This is a genomic window from Pseudoclavibacter sp. CFCC 14310 (assembly GCF_008831165.1).
In the GTDB taxonomy this organism is placed as follows: Bacteria; Actinomycetota; Actinomycetes; order Actinomycetales; family Microbacteriaceae; genus Pseudoclavibacter_A.
In genome coordinates this window covers 165,030-185,589 of the sequence record NZ_WBKC01000001.1, presented here as the reverse complement: position 1 = coordinate 185,589, position 20,560 = coordinate 165,030, and the positions used below count along the sequence as shown (strand labels likewise).

The window sequence follows — 20,560 nt, the reverse complement described above, 5'->3', positions numbered from 1 at the left end:
GTTTCGATGGATGCTTGGTGACCTCGCGCTGACCGCGTGTGGCGATCACGAGCGTCACGGGGTGGTCGCGGGTCTGCCGCCCTCGCCGCCTCCAGGCTCAGGCTCAGGCTCAGGCTCCGGGGCAGGGGCAGGCGGCTCATAGGCCTGCGTCTTCAGGGTGAATTGCCGCTCGGCTGAATTCGGATTCTCCAATTGGTTCTTGAACTTCACGGACCACTGGAACGTGTAGGTCGCCGTGCCCTCGGGCAGCTTGACAGATGTGGTGCCTGCCTCCAGCTCTTGCCAGCTCCCGCCGCCTTTGCGGTACTGCACCGTGACCTCGTAGTCACCGCTCGAGGCATTGACGGTCGGCATCGCAGGCAGCGTGAAGGTCCACTCTGCCGCACTGGTGAAGGTGTGCTCCACGGTGCCGCTCTGCCAGCCGCTCGACTCCCCGATGGAGAAGGGGTACTGCGGCTTGCCGGCTGGGCCGACGGTGTAGGTCTGGCTGTCGGTCGTGCCGTCGGAGAATCTCCATCGAATCGTGTAGCTCTGATTCGATGCGCTCGGGAGCGGGCCCTCGCCCACGGCAGTGAAGCCGTCGTCTTCGCTGTCGGCCAGACCGCCGAACGTGCCGTCGTTGTTCACCCGATACTTGACTCTGCCTGCACTCGAGGGGAATGTGATCGGTGTCGCAGAGACACTGTTCGACTGCGATGTCGTGTCCCACCCGACGCTTCTGCCCTCAGCGTCGAGACCTTCGGCCTGCAGCACGAAGGTGTTCGGCATGTTCTTTTTCAGGTCACTCGGGCCGAACGTGGTCGCCGCGTTGCCGCCAGACCCCTCACGTCTGCATTCTCCGTTGACGATCCAGCAGTATTTGGTCTGACCGCCTTGGGCGCTGATGTCGCCGGTGACCGAGACCGAACCGTTCTGGGCCGACGCAGAGACGCCGGAGATGCCCGGCTTGCCGACGCCGTAGGCAGAGGTCGTCGCGGTGCCTGCGGTGGTTGCGGGCGCCTGGCGGAGTCCGGTCGGCACGTCGCGGGCGGATGCGGTGACGGTGACTCCTGTCGGCGCATTGTTCACGCCGATGGTGGTGGTTCCTCCCGAGCCTCCCAGCCCGGAGGAGCTGCCGCTCTCACTGGTCAGGGTGATGGTCGAGGCGCTGTCGTCGGGCACGCTGACCTCGATCCTCGCTTGGCGGTCGCCAGAGGGTGCGACGGTGCCGATGCTGGGCGTCGACGGCGCCTTGTACGCGAAGCCCGACACCGACGCCGTCTCACGCGACGACCCGACGTCGTTGACCGCAGCGACGGTGAAGGTCTGGTTCTCGAAGTTCTTGAGGCCGCCGATGGTGCAGGTGCCGCCGACGGCACAGTTCTTCGAGCCGCCGCCGTAGGTCACGTTGAAGCCGGTCACGGCCGGCACGCTCAGCGTCTCGCTCTGGGCGATCGCCAGTGTGACCGTGCCGTCACCGACCGTGTCGAGTCTGACGCTCGGCCTGTTCGGCCGCGCCTGGTAGTTGACCTCGATGCGCCCCTGACCGGTGTTCCCCTGCGCGTCTCTGACCTGGTAGGTGCCGCTCTTCACGCCGCCGGGGGAGTTCGCCGCGACCTGCACCGAGATGTTCGAGCCGCTGATCGAAGCGGTCACTCCTGCGGCGCCGGCAAAGCTCACACCGGTCAGCTCGACCGGGCGATATTTGCTGATCGAACCGTTCGGAGCCAGCGCGTCGACGCTGCCCGAAGCCGCGCCGCCGTCGCCCTCCGAGACATCGATCGACAGGCCGGCCGCCGACAGCGTCTGCGGCGGCAGCGTGCCGACCTGCACGCTGAGCCTCGCACCGGGCTGCGGGGCGAACGACGGCGACACGATCTTCGCGTCGAAGCCGGCCACTGACCCCTGCTGCGCGTCGGCGGCGACCGTGATCGTCGCCGAAGAGCCGCTGCAGGTCACCGTGACACCGGGCGCGCCAGACGCCGGCCCGCACTGGAAGCCGAGTTTGCCTTTGTCGTCGGTCCACTGCACCGAGTCGGTCAGCGAGACGGTCTTGGACTCGGCCGGCGCGACGACCGCGATCTGCTGCGCGCGCATCTCGGGCGGCGGGTTGTCGAGTGTGATCCTCATCGGCAGAGCGACAGTGCTGCGGGTGCCGTCGTCGCCGGCCCACTGCACCTCGACGCTGCACGTGTCACGCTCGACCTGGCTGTCGCCGCCGGCCGCATAGGTGACCGTGGTGCCGGATGACGAGCAGGTCGCCTGCGAACGTGCGCCGGATGCCCGGGCCGCGTTGACCTGCAGCGTGCGACCGCTGAGCCGGCCGATCTCATCGACGAGATTCACCGAGACCTGCTGCTGCTCGCGCACCTCGTACACCTTGGTCGGGTCTTTGAGCTGCGGCCGGAGGGCGTCTTTCTTCGGCACGCGGACGAACGCCCACGTCTGCGGGGCCTGTTCGGCGTCGCCTTTGGGCGCCGTGACCGAAATCGGCACGATCTGCCGGTGGTCGCTCAGCGACCCCTGCACCCGATCGCCGTCGAGACGCATGCCGTCGGGAGATCCGCGCAGTTCGATCGAGAGGTCAGGGCCCGACCAGACCAGCTTGTTGGCGATGACGTCGGCGCCGAACGAGTCGCCGTCGATCTCTCCGGCGCCGATCACTGTGTCGACCAGCACCGGGTACTGCGGCAGGGCGTCGTTGGTGACGTTCAGCACGATGCTTCCAGTGGCGGTGCTGCCGCCTGCGCTCTGCACCGTGTATGTGAAGACGGTCTTGCCGACGGACCGACCGGGGTGCAGCGTGACCGTGTTGTCAGAGACCTCGACCGGCGATCGCGCCGCGTCACCCTCTGCCGCCGCTGACACCACTTCGTCGGCCGACTGCAGTTCGAGCTTCTCGTCGCCGACGCGGGTGTCGTTGAGCGTCGGATCGATCGTCACGGCATCGGTGCCGGGAGCGGCTTCGACGTAGTCGTTGTAGGCGATGGGAGCCAGCGTGGTGTTCGTGATGACACCGACCCGCATGTGCGCGGTACCGGTCGCTCCGCGCGAATCGGCGACGGTGTAGTCGAACTCGATCGGCCCGGCGTCATCGGTGCTGCTGACCTGCACCCGCCCGTCCGCGAGCACCTGCGCCGACCCACCCTGTCCCGGCTGCGTGACCGAGACCACGCTGACGTCGTCGCCATCGGCATCCACGCCGAAGCTCGGCACGCTGATCATCGTGCTGCTGCGCGCCTCGACACGAGCGTCGATGTTCTTGGGGGTCGGCGGCTGGTTGCCGTCCTCGGTGGTCACCCGCACGTTCACTCGGCCGATCGAACCCTCTCCCGGGTGTCCCGCGGAATACGTCCGGTAGTCGATCGTATAGCTGCCCGGCGTGTCACTCGCCAGATAGCGCAGCACTGAGCCAGAGGGGAAGGCAAGACCCGGCAGATCGTCGGTGGTCTGCCGCGGGTCGAGCATCAGAGTGCCTCCCGCCGGGGCGACGTCGTTGTCGAGCACCGGGATGTCGATCTGATCGCCCGCCCGCACCGTCACCTGATCGGCGACGGCGACCGGCTTCGTCGACAGGCTCTCGTCGAGCTGGAAGACCGTCGCCTGACCGGTGATCGTCTGCGCCCCGTCGGTCACCGCGTAGGTGAACGTGCCGATGCGGCCAGGGAGCTTGTCGGGAGTCTGCCCGCTGACCCGCAGCGAGCTTCCGCCGACGGCCGCCGCATTGAGCGACGACCTCGGGTCGGCCAACGAGTACTGCTGGCCGTCGCCGACCATCAGCACTCGCCCGCCGGGGTTGCTCACCGGCTGCAGCGGATCAACAGTGACGTCTTCGTCGGGCCGCAGGAACACGCTGATGGGCGGGGTGCTCATCTTGTTCTCGGCGGCACTGGCCGTGATCAGCATCGTCGCGGTCGCCTGGCTCGACCCCGACTTCACCTCATACGTCACCGGGTAGACTCCGGCCTCGCTCGCCATAACGCTCACCGAGAGCGAGTCGCTGCTGGGCTGCACGCGCACCTTCGACTGCAGGCTCTCGTCGACGGTGGCGCGGCTGAGTTCGACGCGGCTGCCCTCGACGCCACCACCCGAGACACCGCTGACGAACTCGCTGAGGTCGATCGACGGCGAGGTGCCGACAGTGACCGTGCGCGAGAACGAGCGCGCCTTGAGCAGCGGGGAGTCGGCGACGGTCACCGGCACGTCTCGCGTCGCGACGCCGCCGCGGCCGTCGGAGACCTCGACGGTGATCACGACGCGTCCGGCGGGCTGGTCGTCGTCGGCCTTGTAGGCGATCATGCCCGACGGCGTGGCTGCGGCGGTGCCGACGGATGCGGTGGCCTGCGTCACGTAGACCGGGTCGCCGTCGGGATCGACCCATCCGTTCAGCCCGTTGAACCGCAGTGAGCCGCCGGGAGCGACCTGCAGGTTGGCCAAAGACTGGTCGTTGACCGCGCGATACTCCGGTGCGCTGTTCTCGCTCATCGGGTGCACGGTGACTTTGGCCTCGGCGTTCACCCGGCAGTCGGAGCCGTCGGTGATGACGAAGCCGATCGTGCCGCTGCCCTCGGCGGCCGTCGGCGCGAGCGCGACGGCCTGATCGTCGTTGACCGCCGACAGATCGCCGAGACCGCCCGCATTCCACTTCGGGCTGTCGGCCGACGGCACGATCGAGATCGTGTCCTGCGGATTCGGATCGAGTGCCGACACCAGAACGGGAATCGTGGTGAGCTGCCCGGGCCGCACGCCGAACTCGGCGTTGGCGCCGCTGGCCGGAATCGGGCACTCATTCTGCCGGGCGTCCTGGTTCTGCTGCGCGTCGCTGGTCTCTTCTTGGTCGTCATCACGCTGCCAGGCGACCGACGACGGCACCAGTGTCCAGTCGTCGCCCGAACGCTGCCAGATCAGCCCGGAGGCGACGTCGTTGAGCACGAAGCCGCCGTTGTTGCGTCGGAACACCGGCTGGCTCGCGCTCACAGCCGCCTGAGTCGGCACGTCGAGCGACTGCGAATCACCGCCGCAGTCCGAGACCGACATCGCGCTGCCCGACCCCCAGGCGGCATGCAGACAGCCGGCCTCCCAGACCGGGGCGGCGGGAGCGCCCTGCGCATCGACGCTGATGTCGCCGTGAGAGCCGTGCGCGTCGAAGGTGCGCAGCCCCGATTCGTCGGATGTCGCAAGCTGGTCGGCTTCTGCATCGGCGACGGCCAGCCGTGCACCCGCGCCGAGCTGAGCATCCACCTGGGTGCCGTCGATCCACAGCGTCGCACCGCTGTCGCTGTGGTCGAGGGCGGCCCAATGCTCGCCGAAGACCGTCATCTCGACTTTGTCACCCGACGTCGGTCCGTCGGTCGACCGGCGAGCGACCTCTTTGTCGCTGGTGACGTCGAACTCGACGAGGTCTCCCGCGCTGCTCAGCCCGAAGAGGCGCCCCCGCTCGGTGACGGCACCGGCCACGAAGCGTTCGGTCTCATCGCCCTCACGCCGATTGATCGGCGACGGCGAGACTCCTCTGGCCAGATCACCGATCGACTCCGCGCCCAGCGTGCCGGTCTTGCGGTTCAGAAAGGCGACGTAGCCGCCGGAGGGCACGATCACATCGGCGTCGAAGGGCGCCGCCGTGACATCCTGCGGGTCGTCGACACTCACCGGATTCGTCGGGTCGACCGTCTTCAGCTTCTGCTGATCGCTGTAGAGCACGACGTCGGAGCCGCTCTGCAGCACACCGCTGATCTTGAACGCGCTCGGGTCACCCGCGTGAATCGCCCCCAATTCGGTGACGTCGGTGTTGACCTGCCCGTAGAGCGGACCCCGACCGTTGACCGACCACACTGTGGGGTTTCCCAAGTCGGCCTGCTGGGTGGGCACTCCGCGCCAGACGATGACGCCCACCGCTGCCAGCGAGACGATCACCAACAGCGCGATCCACCGCGTCCACCGGCTGCGCAGCAGGCGCTGCAGGCCGGCGTTCGCACCTGCGACGCCGACCGCGCCTTCCCCCGCCGGGCTCACTGCCCGACCACCCAGACGGTGACGGCCACCGCGATCACGACGAGCGCAGCGGTCACGCCCGACCAGAGCCACAGTCGGCCCCGCCCCGAAGCGCCTCGGGCCTCATCGACCACCTCGGTCTGCGTCGCCAGCTCGCGCACGCTGCGCCCGTGCCGCCGCCGGCCCGAGGCCACCGGCACAGCCGCACGTTTCGGTCCGCGCAGCGCCGCGTCATCGAACCCGAGCACCGACCCGGCGCCCGCCCACTCTGACGAAGCCACTTCGAGCTGCGTGGGCACGACGCCGATCTGCTGCTGAATCTGCTGGATCGCGCGGGCGAACTCGAGCGCGGTCGCCGGCCGCTCGGCAGGATTGGTCGACAGCGATCGCTGCAGCAGCTGCTGCAGCACGGGCGGCACGTCTTCGCGGTTGATCGGCGTGATGCGGCCTTTGACGATGCGCGCCTTGAGCCGGTCTGCCGAGTTGCGCCCAGAGCCCGGTATCTCGAACGGCGAATGCCCGGCCAGCAGGGTGTAGACGGTCGCGGCCAGTGAGTACACCTCGGTGGCGACCGTGCCTCTCGTCTGCTCGCGCACGACCTCCGGGGCACTCCATGGCACCGACATGGCGAACAGATCGGTCGCGTGGCGGCCGGAGAGCGAGGTCGCGATGCCGAAGTCGGCGAGCACCGGCGTGCCGAACGAGGTGAAGAGGATGTTCGAAGGCTTGATGTCGCGATGCAGCACCCCCGCCCGGTGTGCGGTCTCGAGCGCGCTGCCCATGCGCACCGCGATGTCGAGCACCGTCGGCAGCGGCAGCACCTGTTCGCGGTAGGCCGGGGAGACGCCCGTCGGGCAGTATTCCATGACCAGGTAGGGGCGACCGTCGGGTGCGATGCTCGCCTGATAGACGTTGAGAATCGCGGGATGCGAGCTGAGCCGCGCCATGACGTCGGCTTCGGCGTTGAACATGCGCACGACGTCTTCGTCGACGACGTCGGAGAGCAGCACTTTCACTGCGACGGGGCGACGGGGCATGTCCTGTTCGAACAGGAAGACATCGGCGAAGCCGCCGGTTCCCAGTGGACGCACATAGGTGCAGCCGGAAAGCGCAGGAGGAGCGGACGGCAGTCTTTTGCCCATGTCACCCTCCCGAAGTCTCTAGCGATTCTAAGGCACAGGAGGGCGAAGACACACGTCGAAATGACTATTGCGAACGTTCGACGGATGCTCGCGCACGCCGCTCGCGGCGAATCGGCCTGGTGTCGGCCCCGTCGGAGGCCCGGCCGACCGGCACTGTGTCGTCGATGTGTTCGACGACACACTCGTCTGGGACAGCAGTCGGCCCGCGCCTGATCACGACGGTGTCGTCGTCGAGGTCGTCGTCGAGGTCGTCGCCGGACTCACTGGGAGTGATCAGCACGGTCTCGTCTGCCTCAGTGAGGATTCGCGCCCGTCGGCTCGATCGAGAGACATAGCGGGTGTCGCCGGTCTCTGCGGAGTGCTCGACTTCATGATGAGCCGCGCTTCGACGCTTGTTGTGCACCAGCGCCGCGTCGGCCCGTGAGGCGAGGCTTTCGCTGGGCGACTCCGGATCGCTGAGCAGCCCGCCAGACACCACGTCGACCACGATCACCGTGACGTTGTCGGTGCCCCCGGCGATCAGCGCACGCTCCACGAGCGAGTCGGCCGTGGTCTGGGGAGTGCCGCCCATCACGAGCGAGGCCCGCAGCGCCTCGGCGCTGACCAGACCGTGCAGCCCGTCAGAGCAGATGAGCAGCCGCTCGCCGGTGACGACCGGCGCCAGAAAGAAGTCGGGATCGGAGTCGTCGCCCCCGACCGCCTTCGTGATCTCGTTGCTTCGTGAGCTCTCTGCGGCCTGCTCGGGCGTGATGCGACCGGCGTCGAGCCACTGCTGCAGCTGCGAGTGGTCGCGCGTCCACTGCACCAGAGACCCATTGCGCGACCGGTACACGCGCGAGTCGCCCACGTTGAAGACCAGCCAGTGCGGCTCGCCTGCCGACTCGACCAGCGCGACGCCGCTGACGGTCGACCCTGCCCCATGGGGGCGACTCGCCGAGAGCTCGGCAACCTCGCGCTGGGCCTGCCGCAGAGCATCCGCCACCGCATCCGCCGATGTCGCACCACCGGTCGAAGCCGCTGCCAGCGCACCCAGCCGTTCGACCACCAGCTCGCTCGCGACCTCGCCCGAGTCGTGCCCGCCCATGCCGTCGGCGACCGCATAGACCGGTCGCTCGGCGATGCCGGAGTCTTCGTTCAGCCTGCGCCGCAGACCGACGTCAGTGGCGAGAGCGGCGTTGATCTGCAGGGCGTTCACGGTGGTGGGCTCCTCATGTCGGCGGCGATGCTCGCCTCAACGTTACCCTGCCGCTTCGCCCGAGTCGTCAGCCGAAGGGCGTCACAGCCGCGCGAGCAGCGGCTGAGTCCCGCTCACTCGGCCGCGCCGCTGAACTGACTCTCATAGAGGCGACGATAGGCGCCGTGCTGTTCGAGCAGCTCGTCATGACTGCCCTGCTCGACGATGCTGCCGTGCTCCATGACCAGAATCGTGTCGGCGTCACGAATCGTGGAGAGTCGGTGGGCGATCACGAACGAGGTGCGATCGGTGCGCAGGGCAGCCATCGCGTGCTGCACCAGCGCCTCGGTGCGGGTGTCGACCGCAGAGGTCGCCTCGTCCAGGATCAGCAGCGTCGGTCGGGCGAGGAACGCTCGCGCGATGGTGATCAGCTGACGTTCGCCGGCCGAGATGCTGCCGTTCTCTTCGTCGATGACGGTGTCGTAGCCATCAGGCAGCTGGCGCACGAAGCGATCGACGAAGGTGGCCTGTGCCGCGGCCACGACCTCGTCGTCGGTCGCATCGAGTCGGCCGTAACGGATGTTCTCGAGGATGCTGCCCTTGAACAGCCAGGTGTCCTGCAGCACCATGCCGGTCTGCGAGCGCAGGTCGGCGCGTGAGATGTCTGTGATGTCGACGCCGTCGAGCAGGATGCGCCCCGAGGTGAGTTCGTAGAACCGCATCAGCAGATTGACCAGAGTGGTCTTGCCTGCCCCGGTCGGGCCGACGATCGCGATCGTCTGGCCCGGCTGCGCCTCGAACGAGAGGTGCTCGATGAGCGACTCCTCCGGGTCGTAGCTGAAGCTCACGTCGTCGAAGGTGACGCGCCCGGTCGGATGCTCGGGAAGCTCCTCGGTGACGGTGTCGGGATCCTGTTCGTCAGCGTCGAGCAGCTCGAAGATGCGCTCGGCCGAGGCGACGCCCGACTGCAGCATGTTGGCCATGCCCGACATCTGTGCGAGCGGCTGAGTGAACTCGCGCGAGTACTGGATGAACGCGGTCGCGTCGCCCAGCGTCATCGTGCCCGAGGCGACCTTCAGCCCGCCGAGCACCGCGATGCCCACATACGACAGGTACGAGACGAACTGCATCACCGGCATGATCATGCCCGAGACGAACTGCGCGCCCGCCGACGCCTGGTAGAGGCGGCCGTTCTGCTCGGTGAAAGCCTGCTCCATGCGGTCGCTGCGCCCGAAGATGGTCACCAGGTCGTGCCCTGAGAACGACTCCTCGATGGTGCCGTTGAGCTGGCCGGTCTCTTTCCACTGAGCCGCGAAGAGCTTCTGCGAGCGCACGCCGATCACGCCCGTGATCACAGCGGCGAGCGGCAGCGCGAGCAGGGCGACCAGCGCAAGCTGCCACGAGACGACGAACATCATCACCGTGACGCCGATGACGCTCAGCGCCGACTGCACGAGCTGGGCGAAGGCCTGCTGCAGGGCGTTCTGCACGTTGTCGACGTCGTTGGTGACGCGCGAGAGCAGATCGCCGCGTTTGCGAGTGTCGAAATAGCTCAAAGGCAGCGCGTTGAGTTTGTCTTCGACCCGAGAGCGCAGCTTGCTGACGGCCTGCATGGTGATGCGGTTGAGCACCTCGCCCTGCGCCCACATGAACGCCGACGAGATCACATACATGCCCAGCACGATGACGATGATGACGCCGAGTCGGGTGAAGTCGATGCCCATGCCGGGCACCACGTCCATGTTGGCGAGCATGTCGGCCATCTGCGTGTTGCCCTGGGCACGCATCTGCTCGACGAGCTGATCTCGGCTGACGCCCTGCGGCAGCTGGCTGCCGACGACGCCGTTGAAGATGGTGTCCATCGCCTGCCCCAGCACCTTGGGCGCCCAGACGTTCAGCACCACCGAGCAGGTGACGAACAGCAGCACCAGCACGAGCGGCAGCTTGTGCGGCGCGAGCAGGCCGAAGAGGCGTCGCACCGACGGCCAGAAGTGCTGGGCCTTGGTGACCGCTGGGGCGTCTCCGAACATGTCGCCGTCGCCGGGCGTCGGTGTGAAGTCCTCGTCATCGGGTTCGTGCACGTGTGAGGCCGCGGCCTTCGTCTGTGCCGCGTCTCGCTTGTCTGCGCGTTCGCTCATCACGCCACCTCCTCTGCCGACAGCTGCGATCTGACGATCTGTTGATAGGTCTCGTTCGAGGCGAGCAGCTCATCGTGCGTGCCCTGACCGACGATGCGTCCGTCGTCGAGCACGAGGATGCGATCCGCCTCGCGAATCGTCGCGACGCGCTGCGCCACGATGATCGCCGTCGACCCGGCCAGCGCAGGCTTCAGGGCGCGCCGCAGCCGCGCATCCGTCGCCACGTCGAGAGCTGAGAACGAGTCGTCGAAGAGGTAGACGTCGGGGTGCGCGACCAGCGTGCGCGCGATGCAGAGTCGCTGCCGCTGGCCGCCCGAGACGTTGGTGCCGCCCTGCGAGATGCGGCGTTCGAGGCCGTCGGGATGCTCGCGCACGAAATCGGCCGCCTGTGCGACCTCGAGCGCCTGCCAGAGCTGGTCGTCGGTTGCGTCCTCGCGCCCGAAGCGCAGGTTGCTCGCGATCGTGCCCGAGAACAGAAACGGCCGCTGTGTGACCAGGCTCACCCGCTCGGCGAGCTGACGGCGCGAGAGCTCGTCGACCGGCACGCCATCGATGCGAACCTCGCCGGCGGTCGCCTGCATCAGTCGCGGAATCAGGCTGAGCAGCGTGGTCTTGCCCGACCCCGTCGAGCCGATGATCGCAACCGTCTCGCCGGGACGCGCGGTGAAGGTCAGGTCTGCGAGCACCGGCTGCTCGGCACCCGGGTAGCGAAAGCCCGCGCCGTCGAACTCGACCACGCCGATGCGCGGCACCTCGCGTTCGTGCTCGGGCTCGGTCTGATCGGGCTCAGTGCTCAGCACTTCGTCGATGCGCTCGGCGCACACGACGGCGCGCGGAATCATCATGACCATGAAAGTGCCCATCATCACGGCCATCAGAATCTGCAGCAGGTACTGCAGAAATGCGGTGAGCGAACCGACCTGCATCTCGCCTGCGTCAACCCGGTGGCCGCCGAACCACAGCACTGCTGCGGTCGCGAGGTGCAGCACCATGCCGATCACGGGGAACATGAGCACGAAGATGGCGCCGACTCTCAGTGAGACGTCGGTGAGACGTCGATTCGCGCCGGCGAAACGTGTGGTCTCATGCGGTTCGCGCACGAACGCCCGCACAACGCGGATGCCGATGATCTGTTCGCGCAGCACGCCGTTGATGTCGTCGATGCGATCCTGCATGCCGCGGAAGAGCGGCATGAGTCGGGCGACCAGAAAGCCCACGATGACCAGCAGCAGCGGCACCGACGCCCAGACCAGCCACGACAGCCCGACGTCTTCGCGCACGGCCATGACGATGCCGCCGATGCACATGATCGGGGTCGACACCATGAAGTTCAGGGTCATGAGCAGCAGCATCTGCACCTGCTGCACGTCGTTCGTGCCTCGGGTGATCAGCGTGGCGGCACCGAGTCCGCTCACCTGCTGCGCGCTCATCGACGTGACGGTGTCGAACACACCGGCACGCAGGTCGCGCCCCACGGCCATGGCGGTGCGCGCACCGAACCAGATGCCACCGACGGCGGTGACCACCTGGACGAAGCAGACCAGGAGCATCCTCGCGCCGATCGACCAGATCAGATCGGTGTCGCCCTGGCTCACGCCGTCGTCGATGATCTCGGCGTTCAGGCTGGGCAGGTACAGCGCAGCCAGCGTCGAGACGAGCTGGAGCACGAAGACCGCCACGACCCAGGGCCAGTAGCGCTTCGTGAATGCGGTCAGCAGTCTGAGCAGAGTCATGAGCGTCTCTCTGCTGCGGGGACACGTCAGCGGCCCGGCGAGCACATCGGCCCTGAGCCTCTGCGAGCGCTCTCGACTCGGTGGTGCACGCCTCGCGATGTGTGGCCTGCCGTCCCGACTGCGAAATCGGCTGGGGATGCTGGCTCAGGTGGTCGCGCAGCGCGTCGCCTTGAGCGTTGTCAGGAGCGTCGCGGTGTGGTGCGAACGGGTGTTCGCATTGTCGGAGGTGCAGGAACAGATGCGTGTCGCGTTGGGGGATGACAGCGCAGCTGCATCAGTATGCCAGACGCATGAGGTCCGGCTCAAACTCGAAGCCCCGACTCAAGCTCGAGGCCCCGGCGCGAACTGCAGCCCAGGCAGGAAGCAGAAGAGGGCCCCACCAATGGTGGGGCCCTCTCACCGATGCGATGTCATCGTGCTGCGACCCTCAGTCGAGGGTCAGACTCATCGCTGCGAGCTGCGACGACGAGCCAGCAGCACGCCTGCGCCTGCCAGCGCGATGGCGGCCGCGCCGGCGGCGAGCAGACCGAACTGCCCGGCCTCGGCACCGGTGTGTGCGAGCGTGCCGTCTTTCACCGGCTCCTCGGCGGCAGGAGCGGCCGGCTTTTTGTCGCCGGCAGGCTGCTGGTCGCCACCGGGCTGATCCGTGCCGCCCGGCGTCGGTGCAGACTGGATGCTGAAGGCTGCCTGAGCCTCAAGCGACGCGACTGCGTCGACGGTCTGCACTGCGGTGATGCTGTGCTGACCGGCCTCGAGACCAGCGGGGACGGCGATGCTCCATTTGCCGTCTTCGCCGACCTCAGTGGTGACGGTCTGTGGTTCGGAGCGCACGGTCACAGCGAGTTCGGCTCCGGCGATGCCGGTGCCGCTGATCGTGGTCGGCAGCTGATCGTGGGCGAACTCCGTGCCGTTGATCGGGTTCTCGATGACTGGAGCTGCGGGAACCACCTTGAACTTCGAGGTGGCTGCCTGCTCAGAGGCGACCTCGCCGAGCTTCTGCACGGCATTCACGGTGTACTGATCGTTGCTGTAGTCCAGGGCGTTGTCGAGCTTGACGCTCCACTTGCCGTCTGCACCCACCGTTGTCGTCTGCGTGACGTCGCCGGTCAGGGTGACGGTGGCTCCGGCGACGCCGGTGCCCTCGATCACGCTCAGCGGCCCGGCGACGGTGGAGCCGTCAGCCGGTGTCGTGATGGCCGGTGCGGGCACGACGGCCTCGACCGAGGTCTCGACCGTGGCCGACTTGTTGAAGCCCTTGTCCTTGTCAGTGACATGCAGGGTGAAGCTCTGCTTTCCTGCCGGGGCCTGAACCGGGAACGACCAGTTGCCGTTGCCGTCGACGTCGACACTCGTGGTCTTGCCGCCGTTCTCCACGACGAGCTTGGTGTTGGCCGGGGCGGTGCCGGTGATCGGCGACCCGAGTTCGACCTTCGCACCTGCCGGAGTCGTGACCTTCGGCGCGTCGAGATGCAGCGCGATGCTGTATCCACCGGTCGCAGGCAGCGAGTCGACGAGAGATGCGCCCCAGACGATGGTCTTCTTCGTGCCGTCGCTGTAGGTGACGTCGCCTCCGCCTGAGACCACGCCGACTGCCTTGGTGCCTTGGACGATCGACCCGCCAGAGTCACCGTGATCAGCCGATGCATCCAACATGAAGCCGTGCACAAACTTGTTGTCGACCTGCATCCATCCGTCCACAGCTGAGACGGCACCCGTGCTCGGCTTCGTCGTACGCCCTGAGCGCGTCGCCGACTGTCCGATCTGAGCTGCACCCACTGAGGTCACGACTGACGTGCTGCCCGAGAGATCGCCAGTGGATGCGGTGCTCCAATCGGTGACTTCGGGGAGCGTCCGTGCGGAGGGATCAGTCACATCGACAGCGGCGATGTCGATCGAGTTCTTGTCGCCTTCCGCCCCGGCAGTCCCGTTCGGGCCGCCGAACTGGGCAAACTTCTTGGTTCCGAGAGCCACGCCGGCAAAGTCTGCGGACGCTGCGCTGCCTGCACCGGCGAACGCCTCGTCATGCCGAGGATCAGTCCGGTAGACCGTGTCGCCATAGGTATTGGGGAAGCAATGACCAGCAGTGATGAAGGCCGGGTCGCCCTTCGGGGACCACGCTGAGAAGCCGACTGAGCAGAGCCCGTACGGCAGCCCTTCAGCCGTCGGAGCACCAGGTGTGGCGAAGCCTGCGCCGCCGACCAGGTCGTCGCCCGCGAGCGCGGTGAGACCCTTCTCTGAGGTCAAAACCTCGACGCCTTTGTCTTCCAGCTGCGTCTTGAGCTCTACGGCCTGGTTCAGCTTCTGGTCGTCGCCCGTGTTCACGATCGCGATGAGTTTGCCGTCGGCCTTGGTTGCCGCACCCTGCAGCAGCTCGGCCTTCTCAGGCCCTTGGTTCTGCACCTCGGAGATCAGCGCCTCTGCGCTCCCCGGAGTGTCAGATGTGGTGTTCTCTTGAGCGGCCACAGACGTGGCGAACACGCCTGTGACAGTCAGGGCCGCCAGTGGCGCCCCGACTGCGGCCACCGACTTCTTCAGCCAGCTCGACTTCATTGGTTCCTCTCGTCAGCTTCATTGCGACGCGGGAGCAAACACTGCCCGAGGACAGCGTCTCTGCGTTCCCCCCAGTCAGCGCAAAGCATGTCGTTGTCTTGACAGCCGTCTATTTCAACAGCCGACGCGAGACTATCAGATGGCTGTGAATTTCTAGTCAACTCTGTGCAACAATCACAGCAAGACCCAGCTTCTTCGACTGAGAGGGTTCATCATGCGCCTGCATCATCTCGCCACCGTCACACTCGTGACCGCCATCGCATTCTCAGCCGCAGGCTGCGGCTCCTCGGGGTCTGACCCCACACCCACCTCGTCAGATTCTGCTGCTGACGAACCTGTCGCTTCGTCTGCGATTCCCGACCTCCAGGCCTCCCTCATCGGCTCGTGGAAAGACGACCCGACGGGTGCCTATCTGACGTTCTCCGACGACGGAACGTTCATCGGATCGGACAACTGCAACAATCTCTCTGGCAGCTTCTCGCCAAGCGGCGAGGATCGCACGACGCTCCGCTTTGACATGCACACGCTGCGCGGATGCAGCGTCATTCTCGACTGGCTTGACAAGACGCGCGAAGTCAGCGTCGAGGGCGACCGGATGACGGCCTTCGACGACGCCGGCGACGTGCTGGGCACCCTGGAGCGCGGCTGACGACTCACCGCGCCGGCTTCGACGACGACTTCAGCGCATCGAGTTTCGCGCCCTCCACATCGACGTCGGGCAGAATGCGGTCGAGCCACTTGGGAATCCACCAGGCCGAGCGCCGCAGCAGGTACAGCGCCGCAGGCACGATCGTCATGCGCACCAGGAACGCGTCGATCAGCACGCCGAACGCGAGCGCGAAGCCGATCGGGCGAATCATGGTCAGCTCCGAGAAGACGAACCCGGCGAAGACGCTGATCATGATGATGGCCGCAGCCGCGACCACGCGACCGCCGACTTTGTAGCCGTGCAGCACTGCCTGGCGCGGGGTCGCCCCGTGTGCGAAGCTCTCGCGCATGCCTGACCCCAGAAACATCTGGTAGTCCATGGCCAGGCCGAAGAGCACGCCGATCAGGATGATCGGCAGGAAGCTCAGCACCGCGGCCGGGTCGTGCACCCCGAAGACAGAGCCCAGCCATCCCCACTGGTAGATCGCCACGACCGCTCCGAGGCTGGCGGCCAGTGAGAGCAGGAATCCCAGCGTCGCGAGCACCGGCAGCAGCACCGACCTGAACACCAGAATCATCAGCACGAGCGAGAGCCCGACCACGATCGCAAGATACGGCGGCAGGGCGTCACCGAGCTTCTTCGACACGTCGATGTTCGCTGCGGTGAGCCCGGTCACCCCGACCTGCGCGCCGGTCTGCTGCTCGATCTCGGCGGCATCGGCGCGAATGCGCTCGACGAGCTGCTCGGTCTGCTCCGTCGACGGGCCGTCGTTCGAGACGACCTGCAGCACAGCGGTGCGGTGATCGTCGCTCGCTCCGCCGGGCACCGCGGCAGCGACCCCGTCGATCGAACGCAGATGATCGGCCAGGTCGAGTGAGGCATCCTCCTGCTGCTCGGCCGTGGTGACGCTCTCGGGCAGCTCTGCCACGACGACCAGCGGTCCGTTCGAGCCGGCCCCGAAGTTCTCACTGATCAGCTGGTACGACTTGTACGCCGTGCTGCTGGGCTCTTCGGAGCTGCCGTCGGGCAGCCCGAGCCGCAGCTGGCCGGCGGGCAGCGCAAGCACCCCGGCGATGATGACTCCGGCGAGAAGCGCCAGCCACGGATGCGCAGTCACGATGCGCCCCCAGCGCGGGCCCGCCTTGGACGAACGTTTCGAGGCGGACGGTGCGGCAGCCTGCGACGAGGCCTTCGGTGCCTGCTCTGCCGCTGCGTCTGCCGTTTCAGCGGCAGGGTCGACGCTGGAGCTCTGCAGCGCACGCCGCTCCCGGCGGCTCAGGATGCGCATCCCCACGAAGCCGAGCATGGCCGGCGTCAGCGTGAGCGCGACGAGCACGGCGACGATGATCGTGCCGGCACCGGCGAGACCCATCACGGTCAGGAACGGCAGCCCGGGAACGGCCAGTGCGGCGAGCGCGATGACCACGGTGAGCCCGGCGAAGAGCACGGCGTTGCCCGACGTGCCCGAGGCATGTGCGATGGACTCGTGCATCGGCATGCCCTGTTTCAGCTGGATGCGATGGCGATTGACGATGAAGAGGGAGTAGTCGATGCCGACGGCGAGGCCGAGCATCAGCGCGAGCATCGGCGAGACCGAGGTCATCTCGATCACACCGGTGAGGGCGAAGGTCGTGCCGACTCCGACGACCACTCCGACGATCGCCATGAGCAGCGGCAGACCGGCACCGATCAGCGTGCCGAGCATGATGACGAGCACGATCGCGGCGACCAGGATTCCGATCGCCTCGCCCGGGCCGAACAGGCCTGAGATGCTCGACGCGATCTCGGTGCTGTACTGAGGCGTCACGCCAGAGCCGTCGAGAGCCTGGTTGACGGCTTCGACGACGGCTTCTTTGTCTTCGGCCGAGACGTTGTCGGACGAAGTCGTGAAGGTCACCTGCGCCTGTGCGATGCGGCCGTTGTCTGAGACCAGCTGCACCCCGGATGCGGCATCGAGAGAGCGCTCGGCACGAGTAAGTTCGGCCTGCTGTCGGTCGAGTTCGGCGCGACCGGCGTCGATTTTCTCTTGCTGGGGCGCCAGCTGCTGCTGCGCGGCCTCGAGCTGCGCAGTCAGGGCGTCGGCCTGCGCGGTGGCCTGCGCGGCTGCAGCGGACTGCCCGGCATCAGCAGCCTGCTGCGCCGCCTGCTGCGCGGCGTCGCGGGCCTGCTCGAGCTGAGTGAGGGGGCTCTTCGCCGCATCCAGCTGCTGCTGACCGGCGTCAAGCTGCGCCTTTGCGGCGTCGAGCTGGGGTTTGCCCTGATCGATCTGCTGACGGCCGGACTCAAGCTGCTGCTGCGTCTCGAACGGGTCGATCACAGTGGCGACGGCGTCCTGCTGCTTCACGTCGGCGAGCGCACGCCCGATGGCCGCCTTCTGCTCGTCGGTGAACTGCATTCCCTCGCCCGCATCGAAGACGATGCTGCCGGTGCCGCCCGATGCCGCGGGGATGCGATCGGAGAGTCGGTCGATCAGCGTCTGTGACTGGGTGCCCGGGATCGTGAAGTTGTTGCTGGTCGTGCCGGCGAAGGCGGCGACCGCCCCGCCCACCGCGATCATGATGATCAGCCAGATCGATGCGACCATGCGCCGGTGCGCCGCGCTGAAGCGCCCGAGTCGGTAGAGCAGTGAGGCCATGGAGAGATTCCTTCGTGTGGGGGCGGGCTAGAGCGCGGTCTGCGGGTAGGGGGTCAGCATCAGAGATCCTGATATCCATCGCGCACGGTCTTGACTGCTTCGAGCAGCTGGTCTTTGAGGTTGATGAGGTCGGCGTCGGTGAGCGCAGCGCCTGCGAAAGGCACGTGCGTACGAGACGAGTCAGCGGCACCGATTGCCGCTGCGCCCTGATGTCGCTCGCCGAGCCAGACGTTGATGGTCGCACGGCAGCTCGCCAGCACCGACGCGACGAACACCACCAGGCGTATGCGTGGCATCCCCTCAGGCGCGCGCTGCTGCAGCGCGGTGACGAACCGGGATTCCGCCTCATCCCACGCCATCAGTTCGTACTGCAGGAATTCGGCGTGCCCGTCGAGGGCAGCAGCCAGTTCGAGGCACTGCTGCAGATAGCTGGACGTGACGCTGCTGGAGAAGACCTGCATCACGACATCGATGACGGATTCGTCAGCGGGACGATTCTCGATCTGCTGTCGGGCCTTGACCAGCAGGTCTTCGGTGGGCGCATTGAGCGCTGCGTCGATGCCGGGAAAGTAGTTGAAGAAGGTACGTCGTGAGACCCCTGCATGCTCGGCGATCTGCTCGACGTTCACGTGATCGCGCCCATGCTCGAGCACCAGGCTGATGGCGGCATCGATGATTGCCGCTCGGGTGGCCGCGCGATTGAGCTCGCGTCGGCCAGGCTCACGCACAGCGTCGGGACGCGACGCTGATTGTGGTGCAGAAGAGACGGGCATGAAATTACCCTACGTGCAAGTTTGCCCGGTGTGCAATGACTTGAGCTGAGCGGACGCTGTGAACATGCCCTCTTCATCGCCTTCGACGTGCGGTCTGATGCAGCAGCGAACGAATCTGCGGCGGCCGGATCTGCGGTCTGCCTTCGCACATCGTGATCTGCCAGGCTCCGTTGTCGATGTGACGGTGGTGCCACCAGCACAGCAGCACGCCATTGCCGACATGCGTCTTACCGCCCTGCTGCCAGGGCACGACATGGTGTGCCTCACACGCATGAGCAGGGATGCGACAGCCCGGAATCGCGCACTGGTGACCGTCTCGAGCCGCGATCGCCCGCCGCTGGTGCGTGCTGAACACCCGTTGCGTCGTCGTGAGCGAGACGAGGGCTCCCTGTGCGTCGAGCCGTGCAAGCTGGTCGCCGCCGTCACAGGCCATTCGACCGATCGTCTGCGCGGCGACCGGGTCGTCGACGCCCGAGATGCTGCCGGTCTCGGCGACCGGTCCGATGCCACAGCATCTGCCAGAGAGAGCGGCCTCTGCAGAAGATGAGCCAGAGCCACTGGCAGAACCACTGGCAGAGTGATCCGCAGCCGGGATCGTCACGATCACCGCAGGCGGCATATGGAACTCTGGGCTGCCGGTGAGCGCGGCGACCATGGCGGCGAAGACGTCGGCGCGCTGTTGGCCGAGCGTGCGCGTCTCGGTCGGTCGACTGCCGCTCACGCCATCTCGGTGTTCATCACCTGTCGCATCTGCACCGCCGACGACGTCACGCAGAAACCGCGGCGGGGTCTTCGCACTGAGACAGGCGTCGAAGACCGCGAGCGCACGAGCTGCGACATCAGCTGGGATCGTACCCCGCACAGCATGCAGCCCGTTGCGAGCCCGAGATGAAATCCAGAAGTCGCGTCGATTGACCGCCTCGTCTTCTCGTGGCTGCACCCCATCGGGGTCGAGCGCCTCTCGCCAAGCTCGCGCCTGCACCCGAACCAGATCTGCGGAAAGGCCGGGCACACGCTGCAGGTATCCCGACTCACCATGATCGTCGTCGCCTGCAGCATTCGGTGAGCCGACATTCGTCTGCTCAGACTCGCGCTGCGGGCACGCCCCGTCGACGAGCGCGCACTCGGCTGCATCCAGCAGCTCAAGATCAGCCCGGGGAGCCGCTTTGCCCAGTTCGCTCACGATGGCCTCGGCCGCTTCGACGCCGAGGTCACCGGCCGCAAGCGCCGCACCAGCCTGCGCGAAGAGCGGAGGCAACGGTAGGCCGGTGTCACTCGTTCGCCCGAGCAGCTGCTCGCTGAGCCGCACCCGACGGCGTGCCTCCCGAGCCGAGACTCCGGCCACGTACTCGATGAGTTCTGCCGCAGTGCGCTGTCCGTACTTCGTCGACAGACGCTCGTCGCTGTCACACGCCGCGCACCGCTGAGCCACCTCACCGGCCACCTGCACACGCAGCGAATCTATGGCGCGCCCTGCGTGCTCGACGAGTTCGACGGCCGCGACCAAGGCATCCCCTGTCAGGTCGCCCCAGCGCGAGCCGGGCCCACTCGTGTCAGCATGCTCGGCCCCCGACACAGCACCAGACGTCGACGCAGGCCCAGATGCCGCCACAGGCGCTCCGGTCTGCGCACCGACCGCGCCGGCCACGCGACCGAGCGCGATCAAGGCCTGCAGCGGGTCTGGCTGCGAGGGCTGCGCGAGGTGCGTTGTGGCTTCCATGTCCTGATTCAACACACACCCTCTGACATTCGACGACTGCAGTCACCGCCCCCGCGAGCCCCGGAATGGCGCCGAA

General features: G+C 67.0%; 10 protein-coding genes. 1 reads left to right on the top strand and 9 read right to left on the bottom strand.

The genetic code is table 11. The annotated features are described in order from the left end of the window. Positions 1-54: 54 nt before the first annotated feature. From F8O06_RS00790 to F8O06_RS00765, 6 genes are all read right to left on the bottom strand, one after another. Positions 55-5,991 carry an Ig-like domain-containing protein gene (locus tag F8O06_RS00790; protein ID WP_158037031.1) on the bottom strand — a complete coding sequence of 1,979 codons (5,937 nt, stop codon included), beginning with the start codon at positions 5,989-5,991 and terminating at the stop codon, positions 55-57. Further along, on the bottom strand, positions 5,988-7,112 hold the full coding sequence (locus tag F8O06_RS00785) for a serine/threonine-protein kinase (protein WP_158037030.1): 1,125 nt from the start codon (positions 7,110-7,112) through the stop codon (positions 5,988-5,990). Before F8O06_RS00785 ends, F8O06_RS00790 begins: the two co-directional genes overlap by 4 nt. Before the next feature lie 64 nt (positions 7,113-7,176). Then, positions 7,177-8,307: a PP2C family protein-serine/threonine phosphatase gene (locus F8O06_RS00780; protein ID WP_158037029.1), complete on the bottom strand. Its 1,131-nt coding sequence runs from the start codon at positions 8,305-8,307 to the stop codon at positions 7,177-7,179. 113 nt (positions 8,308-8,420) lie between these two features. Further along, positions 8,421-10,424 carry an ABC transporter ATP-binding protein gene (locus F8O06_RS00775; protein ID WP_158037028.1) on the bottom strand — a complete coding sequence of 668 codons (2,004 nt, stop codon included), beginning with the start codon at positions 10,422-10,424 and terminating at the stop codon, positions 8,421-8,423. Beyond that, the gene (locus tag F8O06_RS00770) at positions 10,424-12,157 is read right to left on the bottom strand and encodes an ABC transporter ATP-binding protein (RefSeq protein WP_158037027.1); all 1,734 of its coding nucleotides are present in this window, start codon (positions 12,155-12,157) and stop codon (positions 10,424-10,426) included. The genes F8O06_RS00775 and F8O06_RS00770 overlap by 1 nt, the downstream gene beginning before the upstream one ends. Positions 12,158-12,601: 444 nt before the next feature. Then, the gene (locus tag F8O06_RS00765; RefSeq protein WP_158037026.1) at positions 12,602-14,707 is read right to left on the bottom strand and encodes an Ig-like domain-containing protein; all 2,106 of its coding nucleotides are present in this window, start codon (positions 14,705-14,707) and stop codon (positions 12,602-12,604) included. 214 nt (positions 14,708-14,921) lie between these two features. Between F8O06_RS00765 and F8O06_RS00760 the strand changes: the two genes are divergently transcribed. Then, positions 14,922-15,356 carry an META domain-containing protein gene (locus F8O06_RS00760; RefSeq protein WP_158037025.1) on the top strand — a complete coding sequence of 145 codons (435 nt, stop codon included), beginning with the start codon at positions 14,922-14,924 and terminating at the stop codon, positions 15,354-15,356. Between the two features lie 4 nt (positions 15,357-15,360). On the opposite strand, the gene F8O06_RS00755 is transcribed toward F8O06_RS00760, so the two are convergent. The 3 genes from F8O06_RS00755 to F8O06_RS00745 form a co-directional block, all read right to left on the bottom strand. After that, positions 15,361-17,991, bottom strand: coding sequence for an MMPL family transporter (locus tag F8O06_RS00755; protein ID WP_158037024.1), 2,631 nt, complete (start codon positions 17,989-17,991; stop codon positions 15,361-15,363). A 59-nt stretch (positions 17,992-18,050) separates the two neighbouring features. Then, positions 18,051-18,764, bottom strand: a complete 714-nt coding sequence (locus F8O06_RS00750) for a TetR family transcriptional regulator (RefSeq protein ID WP_158037023.1) — start codon at positions 18,762-18,764, stop codon at positions 18,051-18,053. A gap of 73 nt (positions 18,765-18,837) precedes the next feature. Continuing rightward, on the bottom strand, positions 18,838-20,484 hold the full coding sequence (locus tag F8O06_RS00745) for an HNH endonuclease (protein ID WP_158037022.1): 1,647 nt from the start codon (positions 20,482-20,484) through the stop codon (positions 18,838-18,840). Between the last annotated feature and the right edge of the window lie 76 nt (positions 20,485-20,560).

What these genes read in the sequence shown, in the direction of transcription:
- F8O06_RS00785 (WP_158037030.1), bottom strand. Translation starts at nt 7,112, where the DNA reads ATGGGCAAAAGACTGCCGTCCGCTCCTCCTGCGCTTTCCGGCTGCACC.
- F8O06_RS00775 (WP_158037028.1), bottom strand. Translation starts at nt 10,424, where the DNA reads ATGAGCGAACGCGCAGACAAGCGAGACGCGGCACAGACGAAGGCCGCG.
- F8O06_RS00770 (WP_158037027.1), bottom strand. Translation starts at nt 12,157, where the DNA reads ATGACTCTGCTCAGACTGCTGACCGCATTCACGAAGCGCTACTGGCCC.
- F8O06_RS00765 (WP_158037026.1), bottom strand. Translation starts at nt 14,707, where the DNA reads ATGAAGTCGAGCTGGCTGAAGAAGTCGGTGGCCGCAGTCGGGGCGCCA.
- F8O06_RS00760 (WP_158037025.1), top strand. Translation starts at nt 14,922, where the DNA reads ATGCGCCTGCATCATCTCGCCACCGTCACACTCGTGACCGCCATCGCA.
- F8O06_RS00755 (WP_158037024.1), bottom strand. Translation starts at nt 17,991, where the DNA reads ATGGCCTCACTGCTCTACCGACTCGGGCGCTTCAGCGCGGCGCACCGG.
- F8O06_RS00750 (WP_158037023.1), bottom strand. Translation starts at nt 18,764, where the DNA reads ATGCCCGTCTCTTCTGCACCACAATCAGCGTCGCGTCCCGACGCTGTG.
- F8O06_RS00745 (WP_158037022.1), bottom strand. Translation starts at nt 20,484, where the DNA reads ATGGAAGCCACAACGCACCTCGCGCAGCCCTCGCAGCCAGACCCGCTG.